General features: G+C 55.2%; 17 protein-coding genes. 6 read left to right on the forward strand and 11 right to left on the reverse strand.

The window, feature by feature from the left end:
- Positions 1–35: 35 nt before the first annotated feature.
- From IG609_RS13400 to IG609_RS13425, 6 genes are all read left to right on the forward strand, one after another.
- Positions 36–1,901: a beta-glucoside-specific PTS transporter subunit IIABC gene (locus tag IG609_RS13400; protein ID WP_193400885.1), complete on the forward strand. Its 1,866-nt coding sequence runs from the start codon at positions 36–38 to the stop codon at positions 1,899–1,901.
- Complete coding sequence (locus IG609_RS13405) at positions 1,901–3,364, forward strand: glycoside hydrolase family 1 protein (protein ID WP_193398966.1); 1,464 nt, start codon at positions 1,901–1,903, stop codon at positions 3,362–3,364. The genes IG609_RS13400 and IG609_RS13405 overlap by 1 nt, the downstream gene beginning before the upstream one ends.
- A 93-nt stretch (positions 3,365–3,457) precedes the next feature.
- Positions 3,458–4,297, forward strand: a complete 840-nt coding sequence (locus IG609_RS13410) for a PRD domain-containing protein (RefSeq protein WP_039468280.1) — start codon at positions 3,458–3,460, stop codon at positions 4,295–4,297.
- Positions 4,298–4,530: 233 nt separating this feature from the next.
- Positions 4,531–5,580, forward strand: coding sequence for a Fe(3+) ABC transporter substrate-binding protein (locus IG609_RS13415; RefSeq protein WP_193398967.1), 1,050 nt, complete (start codon positions 4,531–4,533; stop codon positions 5,578–5,580).
- Positions 5,564–7,261: an ABC transporter permease gene (locus tag IG609_RS13420; RefSeq protein ID WP_193398968.1), complete on the forward strand. Its 1,698-nt coding sequence runs from the start codon at positions 5,564–5,566 to the stop codon at positions 7,259–7,261. The genes IG609_RS13415 and IG609_RS13420 overlap by 17 nt, the downstream gene beginning before the upstream one ends.
- Before the next feature lie 21 nt (positions 7,262–7,282).
- Positions 7,283–7,957, forward strand: a complete 675-nt coding sequence (locus IG609_RS13425; RefSeq protein WP_193398969.1) for an ABC transporter ATP-binding protein — start codon at positions 7,283–7,285, stop codon at positions 7,955–7,957.
- 82 nt (positions 7,958–8,039) lie between these two features.
- Here IG609_RS13425 and IG609_RS13430 read toward each other — a convergent pair whose 3' ends face one another.
- The 11 genes from IG609_RS13430 to iolD form a co-directional block, all read right to left on the reverse strand.
- On the reverse strand, positions 8,040–8,387 hold the full coding sequence (locus IG609_RS13430) for a hypothetical protein (protein ID WP_193398970.1): 348 nt from the start codon (positions 8,385–8,387) through the stop codon (positions 8,040–8,042).
- A 26-nt stretch (positions 8,388–8,413) separates the two neighbouring features.
- Entirely contained in the window at positions 8,414–9,121 is a 708-nt protein-coding gene (locus tag IG609_RS13435) for a zeta toxin family protein (RefSeq protein ID WP_193398971.1), read from the reverse strand.
- 180 nt (positions 9,122–9,301) lie between these two features.
- Complete coding sequence (iolB, locus tag IG609_RS13440) at positions 9,302–10,132, reverse strand: 5-deoxy-glucuronate isomerase (RefSeq protein WP_193398972.1); 831 nt, start codon at positions 10,130–10,132, stop codon at positions 9,302–9,304.
- An 87-nt stretch (positions 10,133–10,219) separates the two neighbouring features.
- Entirely contained in the window at positions 10,220–11,110 is an 891-nt protein-coding gene (gene iolE / locus IG609_RS13445; protein WP_193398973.1) for a myo-inosose-2 dehydratase, read from the reverse strand.
- Between the two features lie 158 nt (positions 11,111–11,268).
- Complete coding sequence (locus IG609_RS13450) at positions 11,269–13,173, reverse strand: bifunctional 5-dehydro-2-deoxygluconokinase/5-dehydro-2-deoxyphosphogluconate aldolase (protein WP_193398974.1); 1,905 nt, start codon at positions 13,171–13,173, stop codon at positions 11,269–11,271.
- Between the two features lie 265 nt (positions 13,174–13,438).
- Positions 13,439–14,572, reverse strand: a complete 1,134-nt coding sequence (locus tag IG609_RS13455; protein WP_039521160.1) for a Gfo/Idh/MocA family protein — start codon at positions 14,570–14,572, stop codon at positions 13,439–13,441.
- Positions 14,573–14,612: 40 nt separating this feature from the next.
- Positions 14,613–15,644 carry an ABC transporter permease gene (locus IG609_RS13460; RefSeq protein WP_119880195.1) on the reverse strand — a complete coding sequence of 344 codons (1,032 nt, stop codon included), beginning with the start codon at positions 15,642–15,644 and terminating at the stop codon, positions 14,613–14,615.
- 12 nt (positions 15,645–15,656) lie between these two features.
- The gene (locus IG609_RS13465; RefSeq protein ID WP_193400887.1) at positions 15,657–17,204 is read right to left on the reverse strand and encodes a sugar ABC transporter ATP-binding protein; all 1,548 of its coding nucleotides are present in this window, start codon (positions 17,202–17,204) and stop codon (positions 15,657–15,659) included.
- Positions 17,205–17,276: 72 nt separating this feature from the next.
- A complete protein-coding gene (locus tag IG609_RS13470) occupies positions 17,277–18,215 on the reverse strand; it encodes a substrate-binding domain-containing protein (protein WP_193398976.1) in 939 nt (312 codons plus the stop codon).
- A gap of 80 nt (positions 18,216–18,295) precedes the next feature.
- The gene (gene iolG / locus IG609_RS13475; protein ID WP_193400888.1) at positions 18,296–19,282 is read right to left on the reverse strand and encodes an inositol 2-dehydrogenase; all 987 of its coding nucleotides are present in this window, start codon (positions 19,280–19,282) and stop codon (positions 18,296–18,298) included.
- A 760-nt stretch (positions 19,283–20,042) separates the two neighbouring features.
- Positions 20,043–21,974 carry a 3D-(3,5/4)-trihydroxycyclohexane-1,2-dione acylhydrolase (decyclizing) gene (iolD, locus tag IG609_RS13480; protein ID WP_193400890.1) on the reverse strand — a complete coding sequence of 644 codons (1,932 nt, stop codon included), beginning with the start codon at positions 21,972–21,974 and terminating at the stop codon, positions 20,043–20,045.
- Between the last annotated feature and the right edge of the window lie 133 nt (positions 21,975–22,107).

The raw sequence follows: 22,107 nt of genomic DNA on the forward strand, positions 1-22,107 counted from the left end.
GTCTTTTTTCGTTTCTGGATCAGGGGAATCGTCGTATGAGCCACACAGCAGCAGATAATAACGCGACAGCCTATGCCACTACCGCTGAAAAAATCATCACGTTAGTTGGTGGAATTGACAACATTGAGCACATTGAACACTGTTCTACACGGCTACGGCTAAGTCTTTATGACAACAGCCAGGTAAACCAGAACGAACTGGAAAAGGTGCCGGGCGTGCTGGGCGTTCGGGTTAACGTACAGTGCCAGGTGATCATCGGCGGCGAAGTGATGCAGGTGTACGAGGCGGTGCAGAACCTCGCGGCAGGCCGTAAGAAAACAGATCGCGCCGTGCCAGCAAAAACCAATCGCACCGCTGTTGCTATCGATTTTATCATCAGCATTTTTCAGCCGCTGGTGCCTGCGATTGCCGGTGGCGGCGTGCTCAAATCGCTGTTACTGCTGCTGGATCTGCTCGGTTGGCTCACCAAAGACAGCTCAACGTATAAAGTGCTGGATAATATCGGTTCCGCCCCACTCTATTTCCTGCCGATTCTGGTGGGTATCACCACCGCAATGAAACTGAAAGTGAATGTGCTGGTCGCCGTGTCCGCCGTCTCTGTGATGGTGCTGCCGGCCATGTCTAAACAGCTGGCGGACGGTGCGGAGTTTCTCTCCCTCGACTTGAAAAACGTCGCTTACGCGTCGCAGGTTTTCCCAGCGATTCTGTGCGTCATTTTTTATGCGCAAACCGAAAAGCTCTTCAATCGTTACTCGCCGAGCGCGTTACGTATTTTCCTGTCACCGATGCTGTCGCTGTTGGTTACCGTTCCCGTCACGCTGTTGGTACTTGGCCCGCTCGGTTATGAACTCGGTGCGGGTCTGGCTAGCGTGATCCTCTGGCTGTACAGCAAGCTGGGTTTTGTGGCGACGGGGCTGCTCGCCGCGGCGCTGCCCTTCATGGTGGCGTCGGGGATGCATAAACCGATGCTGCCCTATGCCGTTTCCTCCATGAGCCAGTTTGGCAAGGAAATGCTCTATCTGCCCGCGTCGCTTGCGCACAACATTGCCGAATCGGGTGCCTGTATGGCGATTGCGCTCAAAAGCAAAGACAAAACGCTAAAATCAACGGCGATTTCAGCCGGTATTTCTGCCCTGTTCGGCATCACCGAACCCGCGCTATACGGGATTACGCTGCTGAATAAAAAGGCGCTCTATAGCGTGATCGCAGGTAGCCTGGTCGGCGGTGCGTTTATCGGTTGGATGGCGATTGAAGCTTTTGCGCTGGTTGGCCCCGGCCTGGCTAGCATCTCCATGTTTATCTCGCCGGAAAATAGTTGGAACATCGTCTATGCCATCGCGGGTGCCTCACTCTCTTTTGTCATCGCCTTTCTCTCCGCCCTGTTCCTCTGGCGAGAAGAGAAGCCTGTCGTCACCGTAGAAGAAAGCCATCACGCGGTTACCGAATACCAGTTCACCAGCCCGATTGAAGGAAAAGTGATTCCGCTGGACAACGTGAATGACGAGATTTTCTCCAAACGGATTATGGGTGACGGCATTGCCATCATCCCCGAGAAAGGCGTGCTCTACGCGCCGGCAAACGGCACCATTGAGAACGTGTTTGAAACGGGTCATGCCGTCAGCATGCTCACCGACAGCGGTGCCGAACTGATTTTCCATATCGGTATCGATACCATCAAACTCAATGGTCAGGGCTTTCAGCCGAAAGTCACGGCCGGCCAACAGGTTAATACCGGTGATGTCCTCGTTGAATTTGACCTCGATAGCCTCATCGCTGCGGGTTACGATCCCGTCGTCATGATGGTTATCATCAACAGCGAGCGCTTTCGTGTGATACCGGAAGCCACTGACGTCGCCATCACTCCTCACACCATCATCATGACCTTAAAGGAGTCTGTGTAATGGATAAAAACATCGCATTCCCGGAACACTTTTTATGGGGCGGCGCGATTGCCGCCAATCAGGCCGAAGGCGCATGGAATGAAGACGGCAAGGGGCCGTCGGTCGCGGACGCCATTACCTGGAAGCCGAATCTCGACCTGAAGAATTACCATGCCCACATGGCGCTGACAGATGAAAACATCGCCGACGCGCTCAACGGAAAAAATGACGCGTTCTATCCCAAGCGACGCGGCATCGATTTTTACCACCGCTACCAAGGCGATCTGGCGCTGTTTGCCGAAATGGGCTTCAAGGTGCTGCGCGTCTCTATCGCCTGGTCGCGCATCTTTCCGACCGGAGAAGACAGCGCGCCGAATGAAGCGGGCTTACAGTTTTACGACGATCTGTTCCGCGAGATGCGCAAACACGGCATCGAACCGCTGGTGACGCTTTCACACTACGAAATGCCGCTGGCGCTGAGTGAGAAATACAATGGCTGGGTACACCGCAGCGTGCTGGATGCCTTTGTGCGCTTTAGCAATGTCTGCTTCGATCGCTATAAGGATCTGGTGCGCTACTGGCTGACCTTTAACGAGATCGACAGTATCCATCGTCATCCGTTTACCACTGCGGGTATCCGTGAAGAAAAAAGCACGCCGGGACAGGCCAAGCAGGATATTTATCAGGGGCTGCATCACCAGTTTGTTGCCTCGGCTATCGTCACCCGCGACTGCCATGAAAAAATCCCCGGCAGTCAGGTCGGTTGCATGCTGACCAAGCTGACGACCTATCCGCACTCCTGCCGCCCGGAAGATGTCGAAGCCGCGCTGAAAAAGAATCTTGAAAACTATTTTTATGCCGATGTGCAGGTGTTCGGTGAATATCCGCCGCTCATCAAGCGCGACCTTGAACGTCGTGGTATTCACCTCACCATGCAGCCCGACGATCTAGCCATTCTCAAGCAGCACACCGTGGATTTTGTGTCGTTCAGCTATTACATGTCGCTCACGGAATCCACGCAGCCGGACGCCGAGAGAATCCCAGGGAATACCGTTCTGGGCGTAAAAAACCCGTACCTGCCAGCCTCAGACTGGGGATGGCAGATCGACCCAGTCGGGCTGAAAATTTCCCTGCTGGAGCTTTACGATCGCTACCAAAAGCCGCTGTTTATTGTCGAAAATGGGCTGGGTGCGAAAGACGTTGTCGAAGACGGGAAAATCCACGATCCTTACCGCGTTGACTACTTCCGTTCACATTTCGAGCAAATGCGTGAAGCGATTGGCGAAGGCGTTGAACTGATGGGGTTCACCAGTTGGGGAGCAATTGACATCATCAGCGCGGGCACGTCACAAATGTCCAAACGCTATGGCTTTATCTATGTCGATCAGGATGATGAGGGCAACGGTTCGCTGGCGCGGCTGAGGAAGGATTCGTTCTACTGGTATCAGAAGGTTATCGCGACCAACGGTGCCGACCTCACCTGACAGACCGCGCTGCCGCAGGCTACGTGCGCAATGACAGGAAATGACTGTGATTGGAAAACGTAATGAGAAAACCAGCATGAGTGGAAGAAAAACGTGATTAAAGTGAAAAAAGCGTTAAATAACAGCATGCTGTTAGTCGACCATGAACAGCAGGAGATGATCCTGTTGGGTAAAGGCATCGGATTTGGTGCCAAACCCGGTTCATTGATTGATGTGACGCACGTTGAGCAGGTTTTCATTCCGCTGGAAAACCTGAAATCACGGCATTTTCTTTCATTGACCGACACCATTCCTGCGGCTTTTTTTGACATCACGCATGAGATCGTCACGCTGGCACAAAGTCAGTACGCCGAAAAACTGAATTCGGTGCTGTTCTTTACGTTGGCGGAACATCTCTATTTTGCCGTTGAACGTAGCAAAACGGGCAACCACTTCATCAATAAGCTCAGTTGGGAAGTGAAACGCTATTACCAAAAAGAGTACGCCCTCGGCGTGCAGGCAAAAGATCGCGTGTCGGCGCGCTTTAACGTCACGCTACCCGATGACGAAGCCATCAACATTGCGTTCCACCTCATCAATGCCGCCGGCAGCGCCGAAATTGCCGATGCCCACCAGCAGGTGCAGTTGGTGAATCGTCTGGCGGAGATTGTCCGCTATAAGTTAAACAAGAATATTGATGTCAACGCCGTCGATTATCTGCGTTTTATCACCCATCTGCGCTATTTCTCCGAGCGGGTAATTGCCCGCAAAATCGCACCGGGACGCACAGACGATTTCTATCAGGAACTGCTGAAACACTATCCCGACGCGATGGCGATTTCCTGGGCCATCAGGGATTACGTGCAGGAAAAATACCAAATGGCCTTGCCGAAAGAAGAGCTTACCTGGCTGACCATGCATATCAGCAGGCTGGCCGAAAGCCAGACGCCGTAGCACTTGCCTCACTCAACATAATCAATCAATTCTATGTTTATCAGCATGCTGAAAAATAACGCGCCGCGTTCTCCCGATGAGTCCGTATGTTGACCCTCATCACGATCGTGGATCGTGCCGCTCAATGAGATTGAAAACAAGAGTGATTATCATATATAGTTTTTGTCACCTGCAGAAAATATCTCCTTATTTTATTCATTTAGCCCCACATTCACTCTGGAGAAGATAATAACATGTCAAAAACGCTGTCTGTTCTGCGCAAAAAAGCGCGCCTGCTGACGCTAGCGTCATCGCTCATGGTGGCGTATGCCCTGCCTGCTGCTGCCGCAGACGACTCTCTGACGCTCTACACCACGCGTGAACCCGGCCTGATTCAGCCGCTGCTGGATGCGTTCACCAAAGAGACGTCGGTTAAAGTCAATACCGTGTTCATCAAGGACGGCATGCTGGAGCGTGTGAAGGCAGAAGGCCAAAACTCACCAGCTGACCTGCTGATGACCGTTGATGCCGGTAACCTGATCGATCTGGTAGACGCCGGTGTTACACAGCCGATCCAGTCCAGTGCGTTAACCGAGGCTATCCCAGCGGCGCTGCGCGACAAAGATAACCAATGGTTTGGTCTGTCGATGCGCTCTCGCGTGCTCTATGCAGAAAAATCACTGCCGCTGACCGGCATGACTTACGAAAATCTTGCCGATCCAAAATGGAAAGGCAAAGTGTGTATCCGTGCGGGTCAACACCCTTACAATACCGCACTGGTTGCCGCGATGATTGCCCACCACGGTGAAGCCAAAACCGAAACCTGGCTACGCGGTGTGAAAGACAATCTGGCGCGTAAAGCGACTGGCGGTGACCGCGACGTTGCGCGCGATATCCTCGGTGGTATCTGCGATGTAGGTCTGGCGAACTCTTATTATGTCGGCCATATGAAGAACGCCAAAGAAGGCACCGATGCCCGTAAATGGGGTGATGCCATCAAAGTCGTTCAGCCTACCTTTGAAAATGGCGGCACACACGTCAATATCAGCGGTGCAGCCGTTGCACGTCATGCTCCACATAAAGATCAAGCCGTGAAATTGATGGAATATCTGGTCTCCGCTCCGGCTCAGCAGATCTACGCTCAGGCAAACTACGAATATCCGGTTCGCAAAGGCGTCACGCTGGATTCCACCATCGGCAGCACGATTGGTGAAGTGAATGTGGATAGTATTCCGCTGACTGACATCGTTAAATTCCGTAAACAGGCCAGTCAGTTGGTAGATAAAGTTGGATTCGATCAATAAGACCGGTTCGTCAACCCTGCGCGGCGCCTTCGGGCGGCCGCGCCTCTTTTTTTCTCCGCTTCGCATCGCTGCCGTCATTATTGCACTCGGTGTTCTGGCTCCGCTGGTTTCCCTGCTTTGGCTAGCGGCTGGCGCGGGTGTTGGCCATTGGGATCACCTGATGCGCTACGTGCTGCCCGATGCCGCACTCAATACGCTCATTCTGCTCGTCGGCGTCGGCGCACTCGTCATGGTGATTGGTGCTGGCTGCGCCTGGCTGGTGACAGCGTTTGATTTCCCCGGCAGACAGTTCGTCAGTTGGGCGCTGCTGCTGCCGCTGGCGATGCCAACCTATATTGTCGCGTTTGCCTGGCTCGATCTGCTGCATCCTATCGGGCCGATTCAGGAAGCGATCCGCAGTGTGCTGGGTTACGACAGCCCACGTCAGTTCCGCCTGCCGGACCTGCGTTCTATGACGGGCGCAATTCTGCTACTCGGTCTGGTGCTCTATCCGTACGTTTATCTGACGATGCGCGCAATGTTTATCAGCCAGCCCGCACACCTGCTGGAGGCCGCACGCACGCTGGGATTGAGCGCAACAGGCACCTTCCTGCACGTCGCCTTGCCGATGGCGCGCCCTGCGCTGGCCGTTGGCACCAGTCTGGCCTTGCTGGAAACGCTGAATGATATTGGTGCCTCCGAATTCCTTGGGGTGAATACGCTGACCGTGACGGTTTACACCACTTGGGTCACCCGTTCGGATTTACCCGCCGCGGCGCAGATTGCCTGTACGATGCTAACGGTGGTTATCCTGCTGCTGACGCTGGAATATTACGGCCGGAAAAACCAGCGCTACGGTACCAGCCGACAAATGCGCGGTATCATGCCCGCACAGCTGAAAGGCGTGCGCGCCTGGTTGGCAACCGGTGTGACCGCGTTGCCTATCCTGCTCGGCTTCATCGCCCCTGCCCTCTTTCTGGCCTGGGAAAGCGCTAAACGACTGGGCGATAGCGTGACGATCTCCGCGGGTCTGATACAGTCATTGCAGAACTCGCTGCTGCTGGCCGTTGGCGTCACGCTGGTCGTCACGTTCGTTAGCCTGATTATTGCGTGGTATGCCCGTCATTCAGCTATTACTGACCGTTCACCAGAACGCCGCCGCACGATACTGAGAATCGCCTCGCTGGGCTATGCCGTGCCCGGTACGGTACTGGCGATTGGCATGCTGACGCCCGGCATGGCGACGGATAATTTTCTCGCGGGATTGATAGGTTATAAGGGATTGCCGCTGCTTTCCGTCGGTATCCTGCTGGTAGTCTGCTGCGCCATTCGCTTTATGGCGATTGGGATTGGTGCGCTTGATGCGGGGCTGACGCGCATTCCGCCCGTGATGGAACAGGCATCGCGTCTACTGGGCGAAAGTGAATTCGTCACCTTTTTCCGCGTACACCTTCCCCTGCTGCGCCCCGCGCTGGTGACCAGTGCGCTGCTGGTGTTTGCCGACGCGATGAAAGAACTCCCCGCCACGCTGCTGCTGCGGCCGGTTAATTTCGAAACGCTGGCGACCGTTTTGTATGCCGAAGCCGCCAGAGGCACCTACGAAGAAGGCGCGATTGCCGCACTGCTGATTGTGCTGGCGGGTACGCTGCCCGTTGTGCTGCTGGCTCGCAGTCAGCTAAAAACGTCGGTTGAGAAAGAATAAAAATCATGAGGAAGAGTCAAGGTGTCTGAGGCTACACTCGTTCTGAATAATGTCCACGTCGCCTACGGGCACAAGCACAATGTGCATCACGTGCTGAACGGTTTTTCTATGGAAGTTGCCGCGGGCGAACTGGCCTGTCTGCTGGGCGCATCAGGATGCGGTAAAACCACGGCGTTACGCGCGATTGCGGGTTTTGAGCATCTGACTCAGGGAACGATTCACGTCGGCGGACGCTGTGTGGCGGGCCCGGACGTGCATCTGCCGCCGGAACAGCGCAACGTCGGGATGGTGTTTCAGGACTACGCGCTGTTTCCCCATCTGACCGCCGCGCAGAATATTGCTTTCGGCCTGAGAAAACAGCCGAAAGATCTCCAGCAATCGCGCGTCTGCGCCATGCTTGAGCTGGTCGATCTCGTCTCGCTGGCACAGCGTTACCCGCATGAGATGTCCGGCGGACAACAGCAACGTATTGCACTCGCACGGGCGCTGGCCCCGCAACCTGCTGTGCTACTGCTCGACGAACCGCTATCCAGCCTCGATCCCGACAGCCGTAAACGACTGGGACAGGAAGTGCGCGATATCCTGCGCGACGCCGGACAAACCGCGCTCTTAGTCACGCACAGCGAACGAGAAGCCGAACTGATGGCCAGCCACATTGGCTATTTGAAAGCAGGTACGTTGGAATGGCGGGAATGACGCGAGAAGCAGAGTAATCTACAAAGAGAATGGTAACGCGGTTCGATGAACTGAAATCGGCTTCTGATGTGAAGCCGATTTATTACTTACTTTTGAATCTGGAAGCGAATACCGGTTTATTCCGTCGACGCCTCGTTTCACTATTCCTGTGCATTCCTGAATTTTCCACCAAAACAATATGTTCAACTAAGGCAATCTCATCAGTTTTAGCTGAACCTTTAGCGGCAACGACAAGTTTTTTTCTCAGCAGATCGGTGGAGAGACCCGTTTTCTCTGCATTCACGGAAAGTAATGCGGGGAGCATATCATCCATAGAACGCTCGAAAGCAACCATGTCAGCATCTGCGGCATCAGGAGAAATGTCTTCACCATAGAGATCGGCAAGAGAAAATGCATTTCTCTCCCGTATGGCTTCGGATTTTGATGACATAATCGCTCCTTAAATCTGGGTATTTATTATACAGCGATAACATTAAGGTGGGCAAGTTTAGTGTAGGGACAGCAATGCGAGTTCAAAAACTCCGTCTCTGTTTTAATGTTTCTGATACGAGTAACGTTAAATTTATTGGGCTGCGTAAAGTCTTTTTCACGGTAATACACCGTCACCTGTACCCTTCCTATAAATCGTTCATCCTTCAACACCTTCTTAATCGTCGAGCGACACTTCATGAAGTTATTCTTTAGTACACTCAACGGCACCTTGCGCTTTCGCTGTCTGGCATACGCCCAAGCGAGTGCAGGATCCAAATAGACATAATCAATAGCCGTTACATAACCAAGCTCTAAAGCCAGAGAGAGATTAAACTCAGCGTTTTTAAAACTCGCAAAATTTGAATCCATGATGATGTCTAAGCCTTCGGCTGTTGCTTTCATGTAGACATATTCAACAAGATTCGATGCTGCACGTTGAAAGAGTGGCGCATTGGTTTCTTCGTAATATGGCAATAATCGACGAAACTCATCAGCATCTATTACTAAAATATTAGAAAAATGCTCGAGCCTTTGGTTAATCAACTCAGACTTGCCAGCACCGGGAGAGCCTGCCGTAAAAAATACTGCAGGGGTCACCGATTTCATCAGGCCAGCAGTTATCGCGTTATAAACAATATCCTTTATCGCCTCAGCAACAGCCTCCGCCAATGCAGAGATTTTTATGTCATCCATGAATCCCTTACCGTCATTCCTTATGATGCTTGCGAGGCAATATAACGAGTAGCCTAATAGAAACGGTAGGTTTAAATGAGAAAACGCACTGACCAAACGTAAAACTGGCATACGCCCCGCAAAACAGAGAGGCACTATGCCAGATACGTTCACTATCATCTTACGGCAATACGATTATTGCTATCCCTTCCTATGCTTATCCGCATACTCAGGACTGTTGATCCACTGATGATCGGCTTCCCAGGTGAAACGCCACTGGCGCGTCGGGCCAGCCATCACATTCAGATAGTAGCTGTCATAGCCTGCAATGGTGGCAACCGGGTGATAGCCGCGCGGCACCTGCACCACGTCCCTATTGTAAACCGCCATACATTCATCTAATGAACGGTCATCGGTATAGACACGTTGCAGGCAGAATCCCTGTTCTGGGTTCAAACGATGGTAGTAGGTTTCTTCCAGATAGGTTTCCTGCGGCGGATTATCGACATCGTGCTTATGGCTGGGATAAGAACTGGTGCAGCCTTCATCGGTATACACTTCGACCACCAGCAGGCTGTCGGCGGCTTTGTCCTCCGGCAAAATATTATGCACATAGCGCTGGTTATTACCGACCCCACGTTGCTCGGCGTCGATATCCTGCGGAGCGATCAGTCGGGTCGGATGCGTGCCGACCCCCGGTGCAGCGCAAACGGCCAGTTCCAGCACGGTGTGCGCCGTCACTGTAATCGTCTCTCCCGTCGTGACATAAACCGCATAGGGTTTTCTGCGTTCAAACGGGCTCATTCTGTCGCCAATCTGCTCAAAGCGCTCACCCGGCGTGACAACCGTTGCCTTGCCGCTGACCAGCACCAGACAGCGTTCGTTATCGCTGGCGGGCAGCGATAGCACCTGTTCCGGTACCAATTGATATACCTCGAACCCCACGTATCGCCAGCCCGCCGTTTCCGGCGTGATGTGCTGCGTACGGCCATGTTCGTCAGGAGCACGATGGCGTGATAACAGTCGGGACATCTTTTGCCTCCTTTATCTCCCCCGACTTCACGCTGCCTGCACGTTGGTCTGCTGGCAGCGTGAAGATGCGGGGGATATCACCACGAATCAGATCAATTCCGCCTGCTGGGCGAAACGTTGCAAGTTATTGTAGCCCAGTGTCGCGTACGTCAGCGGATGCGCGACAGCCGGATCTTGTTCCGCTTCGACCACCAGCCATCCGCTGTAGTGTTGGGCTTTCAGGATGCTAAACACCGCCGGATAATCGACGCAACCATCGCCCGGCACGGTAAAGACGCCACTCAGCACCGCGTCCAGAAAACTGGTCTTGCGATTTTTCACGTCTTTCAGCACGTCTGGACGAATGTCTTTGCAGTGAACGTGATTGATGCGGTTAATCCAGCGCTTCGCCACCGCAACCGGATCGGCACCCGCGAACGTAAAGTGTCCGGTATCCAGCAGCAGCCCGACTTCCGGCCCGGTATGTTCCATCAGATTGTCCACATCCTGCGCGCTTTCAATCACCGTACCCATATGGTGATGATAGGCAATCTGCACGCCCTGACTTTGCGTGTAGCGCGCAAACTCGGTCAACTTTTTGCCGTATTCCGGCCAGCGTTCTTCGGGGAAACGCGGGCGCAGATGGACCGGTTTCTGTTGGTCGCCGTGAATCGCGCCCGTCACTTCGGCAAACACCAGTACCGTCGCGCCGAGGTCGCGCAGCAACGCCAGATGCCCCTGCACCGCTTCAATCTCTTCTTCGACTGAACGGGTGAGCAGTTCGCCGGAGTACCAGCCGGAGACTAAGCGCAGATCGTGCGCTTGCAGAATAGGCCCCAGCACGCTGGCCTGACGCGGGAATTTATTACCTAATTCAAAACCGGCGAAACCAGCCTGCCGCCCTTCGCTCAGACAGGTTTCCAGCGGGGTGTCCGCGCCCAGAGAAGGCAGATCGTCATTGGTCCAGGTGAGTGGATTAATACCAAGTTGAACGTTCATGTTATGTCCCTTATTCAAATAGATATGCTCGTCATACTTCAAGTTGCATGTGCGTTGGCTACGTTCAGTCACCCGAATCACTTACCTGAGTAAGCTCATCGGGATGCCTTCTCTTGCCGCCTTCCTGAAACTCGAATTATTTAGAGCATAGAAACGGGTTAACCGCGCTGACGCCAGACGGCGATCAGTTGCAGGTAGTTATCTTTAACTTGCTCAATCAATTCGGCGTCATCGATCTCGTTACGCAGCCACTTTTGTGCTGGCTGGGCAAACAGGGTACGACCGACAGCAAAGCCTTTCACAATCGGGAAGTCCACGGCGGCGCTGAAGCCCTGTTGCAGCGTTTCCAGCGGCGCATCCAGCCCCAGAATCACCACGCCACGACAGTAAGGATCGCGCTGCGCCAGCAGCGGCGTAAGCTGCTCCCAGCCTTCGGAGGACAGCGGCGGTAGTTTCCACCAGTCCGGCCGTACGCCGAGGTTGTAGAAGCGTTGAATCGCGCGCAGATAAAGCGCATCGCTGTGCGGCATCCCCGCAGGCAGAATGACTTCAAGCAGCAGCTCATGGCCGGATTGACGACAGGCCTGATAGACCTCCATCACCTTCATTTCCTGCTCGCGCCGTAGCGCGTGAGCGTCTTCCGGGTGGAAGAACACCAGACATTTCACGACGTGTTCTAGCGGCCAGCTCACCAGCTGTGAGCCAATATTACCGCGCTCCATCATTAACGGGCGCGATCCCGGCAGCTCAATCGGCCGGCCGATCCACCAGCCTTTCCCGGTGATGTCATTCAGCGCATCCTGTCCGAACGTGCCGTCGCACAGCAGACCCGCTTTACCTTCCAGCCCCGCCTGTTGTGCTGCGTCATAGCTGGCACGCAGAATCAGCTTTTTCAGCGCCGGAATACGGCTGATTTCCGTGCCGCAGTTCAACGCCATGTCTTCCAACTGGCTGCGGTGATCGAATGCGATCACGCACAGCTCATGCCACTGTTTACGGCGTGTCGTAACACGGTGCAGATGGTTAAGCTCTTCGTCCAAATCAGGGCGCGGGACGCTCGCCGCGCGGGCCAGATAGTTATCCAGTTCGATCTTGCTTGGCATGGCTGGCGCACAGCCGTGGCGTGATACCACCAGCGCGCCGCAGGCATTAGCATATGCACAGGCTTTCTCCCAGCCCTCTCCGTTGAGATAGCCACGCAGCAGGCCGGACATAAACGCATCGCCCGCCCCCAGCACGTTCAGCACATCCACGCGCACGCCTTTGATCGTGATGCCTTTATCCAGATGGTCAGGAATCGCGTCGCTAAACACCGAGCACCCCAGTGCCCCGCGTTTGCACACCAGTTCCGCCTGCGTGTGCTGCCGCACCGTGCGTAGCGCCTGCAAGGTATCTGTGCTGCCGCCCGCAATGTGGAACTCCTCCTCGGTGCCGACAATCACATCGAACAGCGACAGCACCTGCTGCAACTGCTCCGTGACCGCCTGCGCTTCAACAAAACGCGTTTCGCCATCACCCAGCGACGTCAGCCCCCACAGCACCGGACGGTAGTCGATATCCAACGCCGTTTTCACCCCGTTGCGCCGTGCGTATTGCAGCGCCGTCAGCACCGCTTCACGCGTGTTAGGGTGAGAGAGATGCGTGCCGGTAATCGCCAGACAGCGTGACGACGCAATGTAATCCTCGGTGAAATCTTCCGGTGAGATCGCCATATCGGCGCAGTTATCGCGGTAGAAAATCAGCGGAAAGGTATCGCGATCTTTAATGCCCAACAGCACCAGCGCTGTCAGACGTTCCTTATCGGTAATTAAATGGCTGGTATCACAGCCGACCTGATTCAGCTCTTCACGCAGGAAGCGCCCCATATGCTCGTCGCCCACCCGCGCCAGCATAGAAGAACGTAGTCCTTGTCGCGCCGTGCCGTAAGCCACGTTGCCGGACGACCCGCCCAGATACTTGGCAAAACTGCCCATATCTTCCAGACGCGCGCCGATTTGCTGCCCGTACAGATCGACAGCAACGCGCCCCATGCAAATCACATCAAACGTCTTTTCCTTATTCATAGCGGCCAATCCTGTAAAAATCGCATAAAAAAAGCCTCATATACCCTAAATAATTCGAGTTTCAGGAAGGCGGCAAGCGAAGGACAAATTCGTCAGGAACGAATTTGACCAGCCAACGGCTGGCCTTCGGTGAGAGACAGGATGTCTCTCATTTCATCCCGATGAGCTTACTCAAGTAAGTGATTCGGGTGACTGAACGCAGCCAACACACAGGCAACTTGAAGTATGACGGGTATAAAAAGAAGAAATCACGTCAGCTGACGTATTAGCCCACCTCATCCACATTCACCCAGCGCGCCGTTTCGTGTGACTGCACGATCGCATCCAGAACTCGCGAGACTTTCCAGCCCTCTTCGAAATCCGGCCACATCGGGACGTCAGCCGCAATACCGTCAATCAGATCGCGCACCTCTACCGTTTTCTGATCGTTAAATCCAATACCGTGTCCGGCGCTGGCGCAGAAGGCCGCATAGTCAGGATGCTGCGGCCCAGTCAGCAGCGTTTTAAATCCCTGCCGGTTCTCCGGTTCGTCATGCCGATAAAGCTTCAGCTCCGCCATGCGTTCCTGCGTGTAACTCAGCGTGCCTTTTGTACCGGTCACGACATAGGTCAGGCCCATTTTACGGCCGCAGGCGATACGCGACGTTTCAATCACACCGCGAGCGCCGCTGGCGAACCGCACCATTGCATGCGCCTGATCTTCATTCTCTACCTGTACGAATTCGCTGCTGCCCGGTGCCGTCGGACGCTGCGCAATCACCGTTTGCAGGTCACCGCAGACGCTGGCGATATCACCCACCAAATACTGCGCCATGTTGACGATATGCGCCGCCAGATCCCCCAGCGCGCCCAGCCCAGCCGTTTCTTTGAAACAGTGCCAGTCGGCTGGTTTGTTCGGATCGGCCAGATAATCTTCGTTATGCGTGCCGTAAAAATGCACCACGTCGCCAATCTCGCCGCTGGCGATAATCTCTTTGGCCAGCTGTGAGGTCGGGTTCTTCATGTAGTTGAAGCCCACCAGCGTTTTCACGCCCGCCTGCTGCGCGGCGTCGACCATTTCTCGGGCATCACGCGCGTTCAGCGCCAGCGGTTTTTCCGAATAAACGTGCTTGCCGTGCTGGATCGCCGCCATCGCCATCGTTTTATGCAGAAAATTCGGCGCACAGATATCCACCACATCAATGTCTGGATCCGCCACCAGCGCACGCCAGTCCCCTGTTGAGCGCAGGAAGCCAAACTCCTGCGCCCGTCGGGCTGCCAGCTCCGGCGACACTTCTGCCAACATCGCCTTCACCAGATTGCCTTTCAGCGGGAAGACCGTCGGTGCCTGTGCGTAGGCGATGGCATGCGCACGACCGATATAGCCAGTGCCGATTAACCCAATGCGTACATCCTTCATATCCACCTCGGTGCGAAAAAAGAGTCGGTATAGGTGTGGCTCAGATAGCGCCGCGACGGCTCTTGGCGTAGGTGTCGAACGCCACGGCCAGCACGATAATTAACCCGGTAATAATCTGCTGGTAGTAGGCCGATACGTTCATCAACACCAGTCCGTTAATCAGAATCCCCATGATGATCGAGCCGATAATGGTGCCGCTGATCCGGCCATAGCCGCCCATCAGCGAGGTACCGCCGATAACCACCGAGGCGATAACGCGCAGCTCGAAGGTGATCCCCGCAACCGCTTCTGCGCTACCGAGACGGGCGCTGAGAATGAAACCCGCCAGCCCGGCCAGACAGCCAATCACGACGTAAACGCTGACCAACACACGCTGCACGTTCACCCCAGCCAGCCGCGCGGCTTCGGTGTTGCCGCCGATGGCGTACACGAAGCGGCCCCAGCGGGTTTTATGCAGCGCCAGATAACCGAGCAAAGCGACCAGTGCGAAGATCCAGATCGGTACCGAAATACCCAGGATCTCGCCTCGCCCCCACCAGCGATAGCCGGAGTCAAAGCCAGCAATCGGCGCACCGTCGTTCATCACCAGCGTTAATCCGCGCCAGATCGTCATCCCGCCTAGCGTGACGATGAACGGCGGCAGGCGCAGTTTGGTGACACCCAAACCATGCAGGAAGCCAATGAAGGTGCCCATCGCCAGACAGACGCCCAGTGCAACCAGCCAGCTCAAGCCGTACCAGGCATCCGGATCGACGGTGGTGAAGTTGTCGCCTTTAATCACCGAAGCGGCGGTGATGGCGCACACCGCCAGAATCGAGCCGACAGACAGGTCGATCCCAGCAGTCAGGATAACGAACGTCATCCCTACGGCCATGATCCCGTAGATGGAGACTTCGGTCAGGATGTTGGTGATGTTACGCTCGGACAGAAAATTGCTGTTCTGCGACTGAAAGAAAATCAGCAGCAGAATCATGAAAATAAACACGCCAAAGCGTTCAAAAAAGGCGATTGGGTCAAAACGTCCGCGCGGATTGGACGGCGTAATGCTCTTAGAAAGCGGCTGCTGGGACATGCGTCACCTCCGTTATGCTGCGTGTAATGCGTCGTGGCAAATGGCCATCATCGTCATCAGTTTTTCTTCTGTGGCGTCATCGCCATGAATTTCCCCGCTAATCCGCCCTTCACTGAGCGTGATAATGCGGTCGGAAATTGCCATGATTTCCGGCAGGTCGGAGGAAATCACAATCACGGCGACGCCCCGTTTCGCCATATCGAACAGCACCTGATGCACCTCAGACTTGGTGCCAACATCGATGCCGCGCGTGGGCTCATCCACAATCAATACCTTGGGATTCAGTGCCATACAGCGGGCAAGAATCACCTTTTGCTGGTTACCGCCCGACAGCTTGCGCACTTCCTGCTCGCTGTTCACCATCTTGATGTGCAGCGCCTGACGGTAGGCCTCAATCAGGTCGTCCTCCTTACGGGTGTCGACAAACCAGCGCCAGCGCATCAGCGACGAGAGGTTGGAAAGCGAGATATTTTCTCTGATCGACAACCCCAGCACTGCGCCCTCTTTCTTGCGGTCTTCCGGCACCAGCGCGATGCCTTGCGACAGCGCATGCAGCGGCGTGGAGGGATAATAGGGTTCGTCATCCAGCACAAATTCACCGGTAGAGAATGCGTCAGCACCAAACAGGCAACGTGCGATTTCCGTACGTCCCGCGCCTACCAGCCCGGCAATACCGAGCACTTCGCCCGCATGCACCTGGAAGTTGATATCCTTCAGCGCGATGCCGTGCGCATCCAGCGGCGGTTTTTCCCGGCTTAAGCCCTTCACCGCCAGCCGTACCGGCTTATCCTGATGATGCGTTTCCGAAGGCGGACGGCGGTTAAACACCACGTCACGGCCGACCATCAGACGAATAATCTCCTGCACATTCGTGCTGGCAACATCGCCGGAACCGGTGTAGCGGCCATCCTGAAACACGGTAAACCGATCGCACAGTTGGAAGACTTCGTGTAGCCGGTGCGTGACATACACCACGCTCACACCACGCCCTTTCAGCTCGCGCACCACACGGTGCAGGCTGTCGACTTCACTGTCGCTTAGCGCCGCCGACGGTTCATCCATCACAATCAGCTTGGCGTTCAGCGTCAGTGCTCTGGCGATCTCCACCATCTGCTGCTGTGCCACGCTCAAACGCGCGACCTGCGTCGTCGGCGCAATGTTCAATTTCAGATAATCCAGTACCGCTTTCGCCTCGCGATTCACCGCCAGCGCGTCCACGAATACCCCGCTGCTTTGCGGTTCGCGTCCCAGGAACATGTTCTCCGCCACGCTCATATTGGGCAGCAAATTAAATTCCTGATAAATGGTGATAATCCCCCGCTTTTGGCGCTCAACGGGCGATTCGAGCGGTAACAGCGTCTCGCCACCAAACCAGATGTCGCCGCTGGTCTGCGGCTGCGCCCCTGCCAGCGCCTTCAACAGCGTCGATTTGCCCGCGCCGTTTTCTCCCAATAGCGCATGAATCTCTCCCGACTGTACGGTCAGTTGCGCGTTGCTCAACGCCCAAACGCCTGAGAAGCTCTTTGCCAGATTGGTAATGTTCAGTAGGGGTTCCGTCATGTTTACCTTCCTCCCGCAAGGCCGCGCGAACGCGGCCTGCTGAATACCTTTATTGATTACGTAGAAAACGACTTATTTACCCGCTTCGCCAATACGTTCGGCATCGTTCAGGTTATCTTTGGTAATCATGGTCGGTTGGTAGTCTGCCCCGGTGATAGGCGCTTTACTGCGGATGTTGTTGGTCAACTGCGTCAACGCAGTGGTCACCGCGTAGCCCGGACGTTGATCGGCAGTCACGGCCAGCCAGCCGTCACGTACGCGAGCCAGCGCTTCCGGCACGGCGTCAAAGCCGGTTACCATTACCTCACCAGGTTTCAGGCCTTGCCCTTGTAACGCTTCAATCGCGCCCAGCGCCATGTCGTCATTCGCAGAGAGGATCACCTGCGGGCGTTTAGGCAGCGAAGGAAAAACGCTTTCCACGATGCGCATCCCTTCGGAACGCATCCAGTTCCCCGTCTGGTCCGCGACAATGTGGTATTTGCTGCCACCCGCTTTCAGGCTGTCGCGAATCCCCTGCGTACGCTCGATGTTAGAAGACGAACCCGGTTGACCGGTCAGCAGAATGATCTCTGCGCCATTCGGGAATTTGGTTTTGACATAGTCGGCAATCGCCTGACCGCCTTTATAGTTATTGGCACCAAAGTGCGGCACCGCTTTTTCCGTTTTTACCGAACGATCCAGCGTCACCACGGGCAGCTTGGCATCCTGAATGTCGGTCACGGCGCTGGACACCGCGTTAACGTCATTCGGCGATACAACAAAGCCCTGCGCCCCACGCGTAATAGCATTTTCCAAGTCGGCGGCCTGCTTCGGTGAGCTGCCCTGCCCATCCAGCACCTGCAAATTCACGCCCAGTTCTTTGGCGGCTTTAACAGCGGTGCGCTGCATATGTACTTCAAACGGCATAGCGAGATTCGGCGTACTGAAAACGATTTGTTCATTTTGGGCCTGAGCAAAACCAGACAGACCCAGTGCGATGGCGATTGCGGAAACGCTGATGATCTTTTTCATATGTCTTTTCTCTGCTTCTGTTATGAGTATGGGTGTAGGGTTGAAAGCAGGTAAAACGCGATGTGCCGATGCCGATACGGTTACACGGCGACCTCCTTGCCTTGAGCCAGTGATTCAAAGGCTTTATCCGCCAGATTCAGCGCACGCTCGCCGTCCAGCCCGGAGCATTCCGGCTGCGTGCGGCCATTCAGCACGTCGACAAAGTGCTGCCACTCTGCCGCGTAGGCGGCGTGATAGCGTTGCAGGAAGAAGTATTCGGGTTTCGCCGCCAGACAGCCGTCGTCGGTCCACTGCTCAACCACGTTTTCGCGGATGTTACCCGCGCTGAGCACGCCTTTCGCGCCATGCAATTCGAGACGCTGATCGTAGCCGTAGCCGGAGCGGCGGCTGTTGACGATGGTCGCCATCGCGCCAGAGGCGAATTTCAGCACGATGAATGCGGTATCGATGTCGCCCGCTTCACCAATCGCCGGATCGACCAGATTGCTGCCTTGCGCAAAGACCGACACGGGTTCTTCGCCCATAATGAAGCGCGCCATATCGAAATCATGGATCGTCATGTCGCGGAACATCCCGCCGGAAACGCGGACGTACTCAGCAGGCGGCGGCGACGGATCGCGAGAGATAATCAGGAGAGATTCCGGCTTGCCAATGCGGCCTTCACCAGCCAGCGTTTTGACGCGACGGAATTGCGGGTCGTAGCGGCGGTTGAAACCGACAAACAACGGCACGTTCTGCTGTTTGACAACGGTCAGGCAATCGCGAACGCGGGCAATATCCAGATGCACCGGTTTTTCACAGAAAATGGCTTTGCCATGTTTGGCAGCCAGCTCAATCAGGTCGGCGTGCGTGTCGGTCGCGGACGCAATCAGAACGGCGTGTACCGCCGGATCGTTCATGACCTCATCCACGGTTTGCACGTTGGTATGGTAGCGTTCAGCCAACGCCGTGGCATTGGCTGGGTTGGGATCGACCACCGCGTACAGGTTGGTTTCTTTGTGTGCCGCGATGTTCACTGCATGGACCTGACCGATGCGGCCCGCGCCCAGTAAAGCGATGTTAAACATAGGTGCTCCCTTGCTGCCTGAGTGGCGTTTAATGCCAGACTGAAAAAGTGACGGATAACGGCTAGTCGCATTCTCCCCAGCCCCATCATCACCCGCTCTTTACCGCGAATCCTGATAGGTAAAATAAAACATTTATTTCAGTTTTGTATAAATTGAAAATTATATTTTTGCGTGCCAGTTAACATTTTCATGACATCTTCGCTGTTTTCTGCAACCCCAATCACACATCTAATGATGTATGTCTGTGGCGGTATACCGGAATGTCAGAGGATCGGTCAGACGCTAGCGCACAGCGGGAAGGAAAATGAAACCGTGGTTTGAAAATGAAATGAATATTTCAATTAGATTTCTTATGTACAGGAGGAGGAAAGCACCATACAGAACGAGATCGCAAACGCCATTTGCATAAGCGATCCCTTCGTCAAATTTTTATGCAGATTCGGAACGGTTTCGTGCGCAGCAATACCACCATTCCATGCTACTTCGTAGCACGCGCCCGACACAGGGCGGCTCAGTCGCCGTCGCCCTGTGAACCCTGGCTTCCGGCTAAATTATGTCGCTACGCGATGCCTTCGTCGGTATCAGGCTTAACGGACCGCTTGCGACACGCTCCCGACGTGGCGCAAGCTTGAGCCGCGTCCATGCGGCTCATCCTAAGCCAGCTATCTCCTCAGCATAATTTTTTACGCCGGATAACGCCTAACCCCACTAGCGACTCTACATCATTGTGACTAAGAGACCGTGACGCAGGGAAATTCACCTAGTACTGACGGGCACGGGAGAGCGCGGCTTTCACACTATTGGCCGCAGACTCAATCTCTGGGTTATCCGCAACCTGCGCCGTGCCAGTGCGCCACCAGGATTCATAGCCGTGCGTCATGGTCTTCGGTAACACCTTGATGTCGAGCAGCACAGGCCCCGCATGCTGGCGTGATTCCGTCAGCGCCTGCCTGAGCGAGGCTTCGTCGTGCACCCGCCACGCTTTACAGCCGTAGCTTTCCGCGTTCTTGGCGAAATCCACCGGAATGAGCGCCCCGCGCAGTTGCCCCGATTCCGCATCGCGGTAGCGGTTTTCCGTACAGAAACTGCCCATTCCCTGACTCATTTGCAGGTTGTTGATACAGCCGAAGCCCGCGTTATCAAATAGCAGCACGGTGATTTTAATGCCTTCCTGTACCGCCGTTTGCAGTTCGGTATGCAGCATCAGATAGGAACCATCACCGACCATCGCGTAGACTGGCTGTTGCGGTGCCGCAAGGCGTGCACCAATCGCTGCCGCAATTTCGTATCCCATGCACGAGTAGCCGTATTCCAGATGGTAGCTGTCCGGCGTTTTCACCTGCCACACGCGCTGTAGATCGCCCGGCAACGAGCCCGCCGCGCCCACCACAACCGCATTGTCTTCCAGCTCTTCATTCAGTATGCCCAGCACGCGCGTTTGCGTCAGATGGGTATTCAACATCTGGCGATATTCATCCAGCTTGTCTTCCAGCCCATCCACCACTTCCGGCACCAGTTCTCCCTTGTCCTGCACGGTAAATAGCCGCTGTAGCTCGCGTTCCCATTCCGCGCGAGCCTGTTCAACGGCCTGCTGCCAGCCGCTGCGATACGATGCCGTCGCCAGCCGTTCGGCCAGCGCCTCCAGCCCGACACGCGCATCAGCGATCAGGGGCAATGCATCCAGTTTTAACGCATCGAACTCGGCAACGTTGAGCAGTAAAAATTCGACGTTCGGGTTCTGAAACAGCGATTTGGAGCCGGTGGTAAAATCGGTTAAGCGCGTCCCGACGCCGATAATCAGATCCGCCTCGTGCGCCAGCCGATTCGCCGCCAGCCCCCCCGTCACGCCAATACCGCCACAGTTCAGCGGGTGTGAGGAAACGATCGCGCCTTTGCCCGCTTGCGTTTCGCCAAACGGAATCGCAAACTGCTCGGCAAACTGCGCCAGCGCATCATGTGCGCCGGAATAACGAACGCCACCGCCGCAAATCAGCATCGGGCGGCGCTTTCTGGTAATTAGCGCAGCCGCCTCATCCAGCCGTGCCGCATCCGGCGGGCGGCGTTCAAGGTGATGGACGCGTTTGCGGAAAAACGAGGCCGGATAATCCCAGACTTCCGCCTGCACATCCTGCGGTAAACACAGCGTTACCGCGCCAGTATCTGCCGGATCGGTCAGCACACGCATGGCATTAATCAGCGCACTCATCAGTTGTTCAGGACGATTAATGCGATCCCAGTAGCGGGAAACAGGTTTGAAACAGTCATTGGTGCTAATCGACAGATCGTGATATTGCTCGACTTGCTGCAAAACCGGATCCGGCTGGCGGCAGGCAAAGAGATCGCCGGGCAACAACAGCACCGGAATGCGGTTGGCGGTGGCGGTCGCCGCCGCAGTGACCATATTTGCCGCCCCCGGCCCCACTGATGAGGTCACCGCATAGATTTTCCGCCGCTTGTGCTGTTTAGCGAACCCGACGGCGATGTGCGCCATTCCCTGTTCGTTGCACCCCTGATGCACGGTGAGACGGTTCGCCTCCTGCTCCAGCGCCTGGCCGATGCCCAGCACATTGCCGTGACCAAAAATGGTCATGACGCCCTGCACAAAGGGGGATTCTTCACCGTCTACGCTGAGGTATTGCTGGTTGAGAAACCTGACCAGCGCCTGCGCCATGGTGATGCGACACGTATCCATTGATCTACTCCTTCACGTAAGGGAGGATGAAAACTACTGATCCCTGCTGCAATATAGAGATACACGGGTATACCACGGGGCGAGGTGTCCCTGCGGGAACCTCATCCCCGTGTTCCCCCTAAAACTACACATT

It is taken from the genome of Pectobacterium quasiaquaticum, assembly GCF_014946775.2.
Classification (GTDB): Bacteria; Pseudomonadota; Gammaproteobacteria; order Enterobacterales; family Enterobacteriaceae; genus Pectobacterium; species Pectobacterium aquaticum.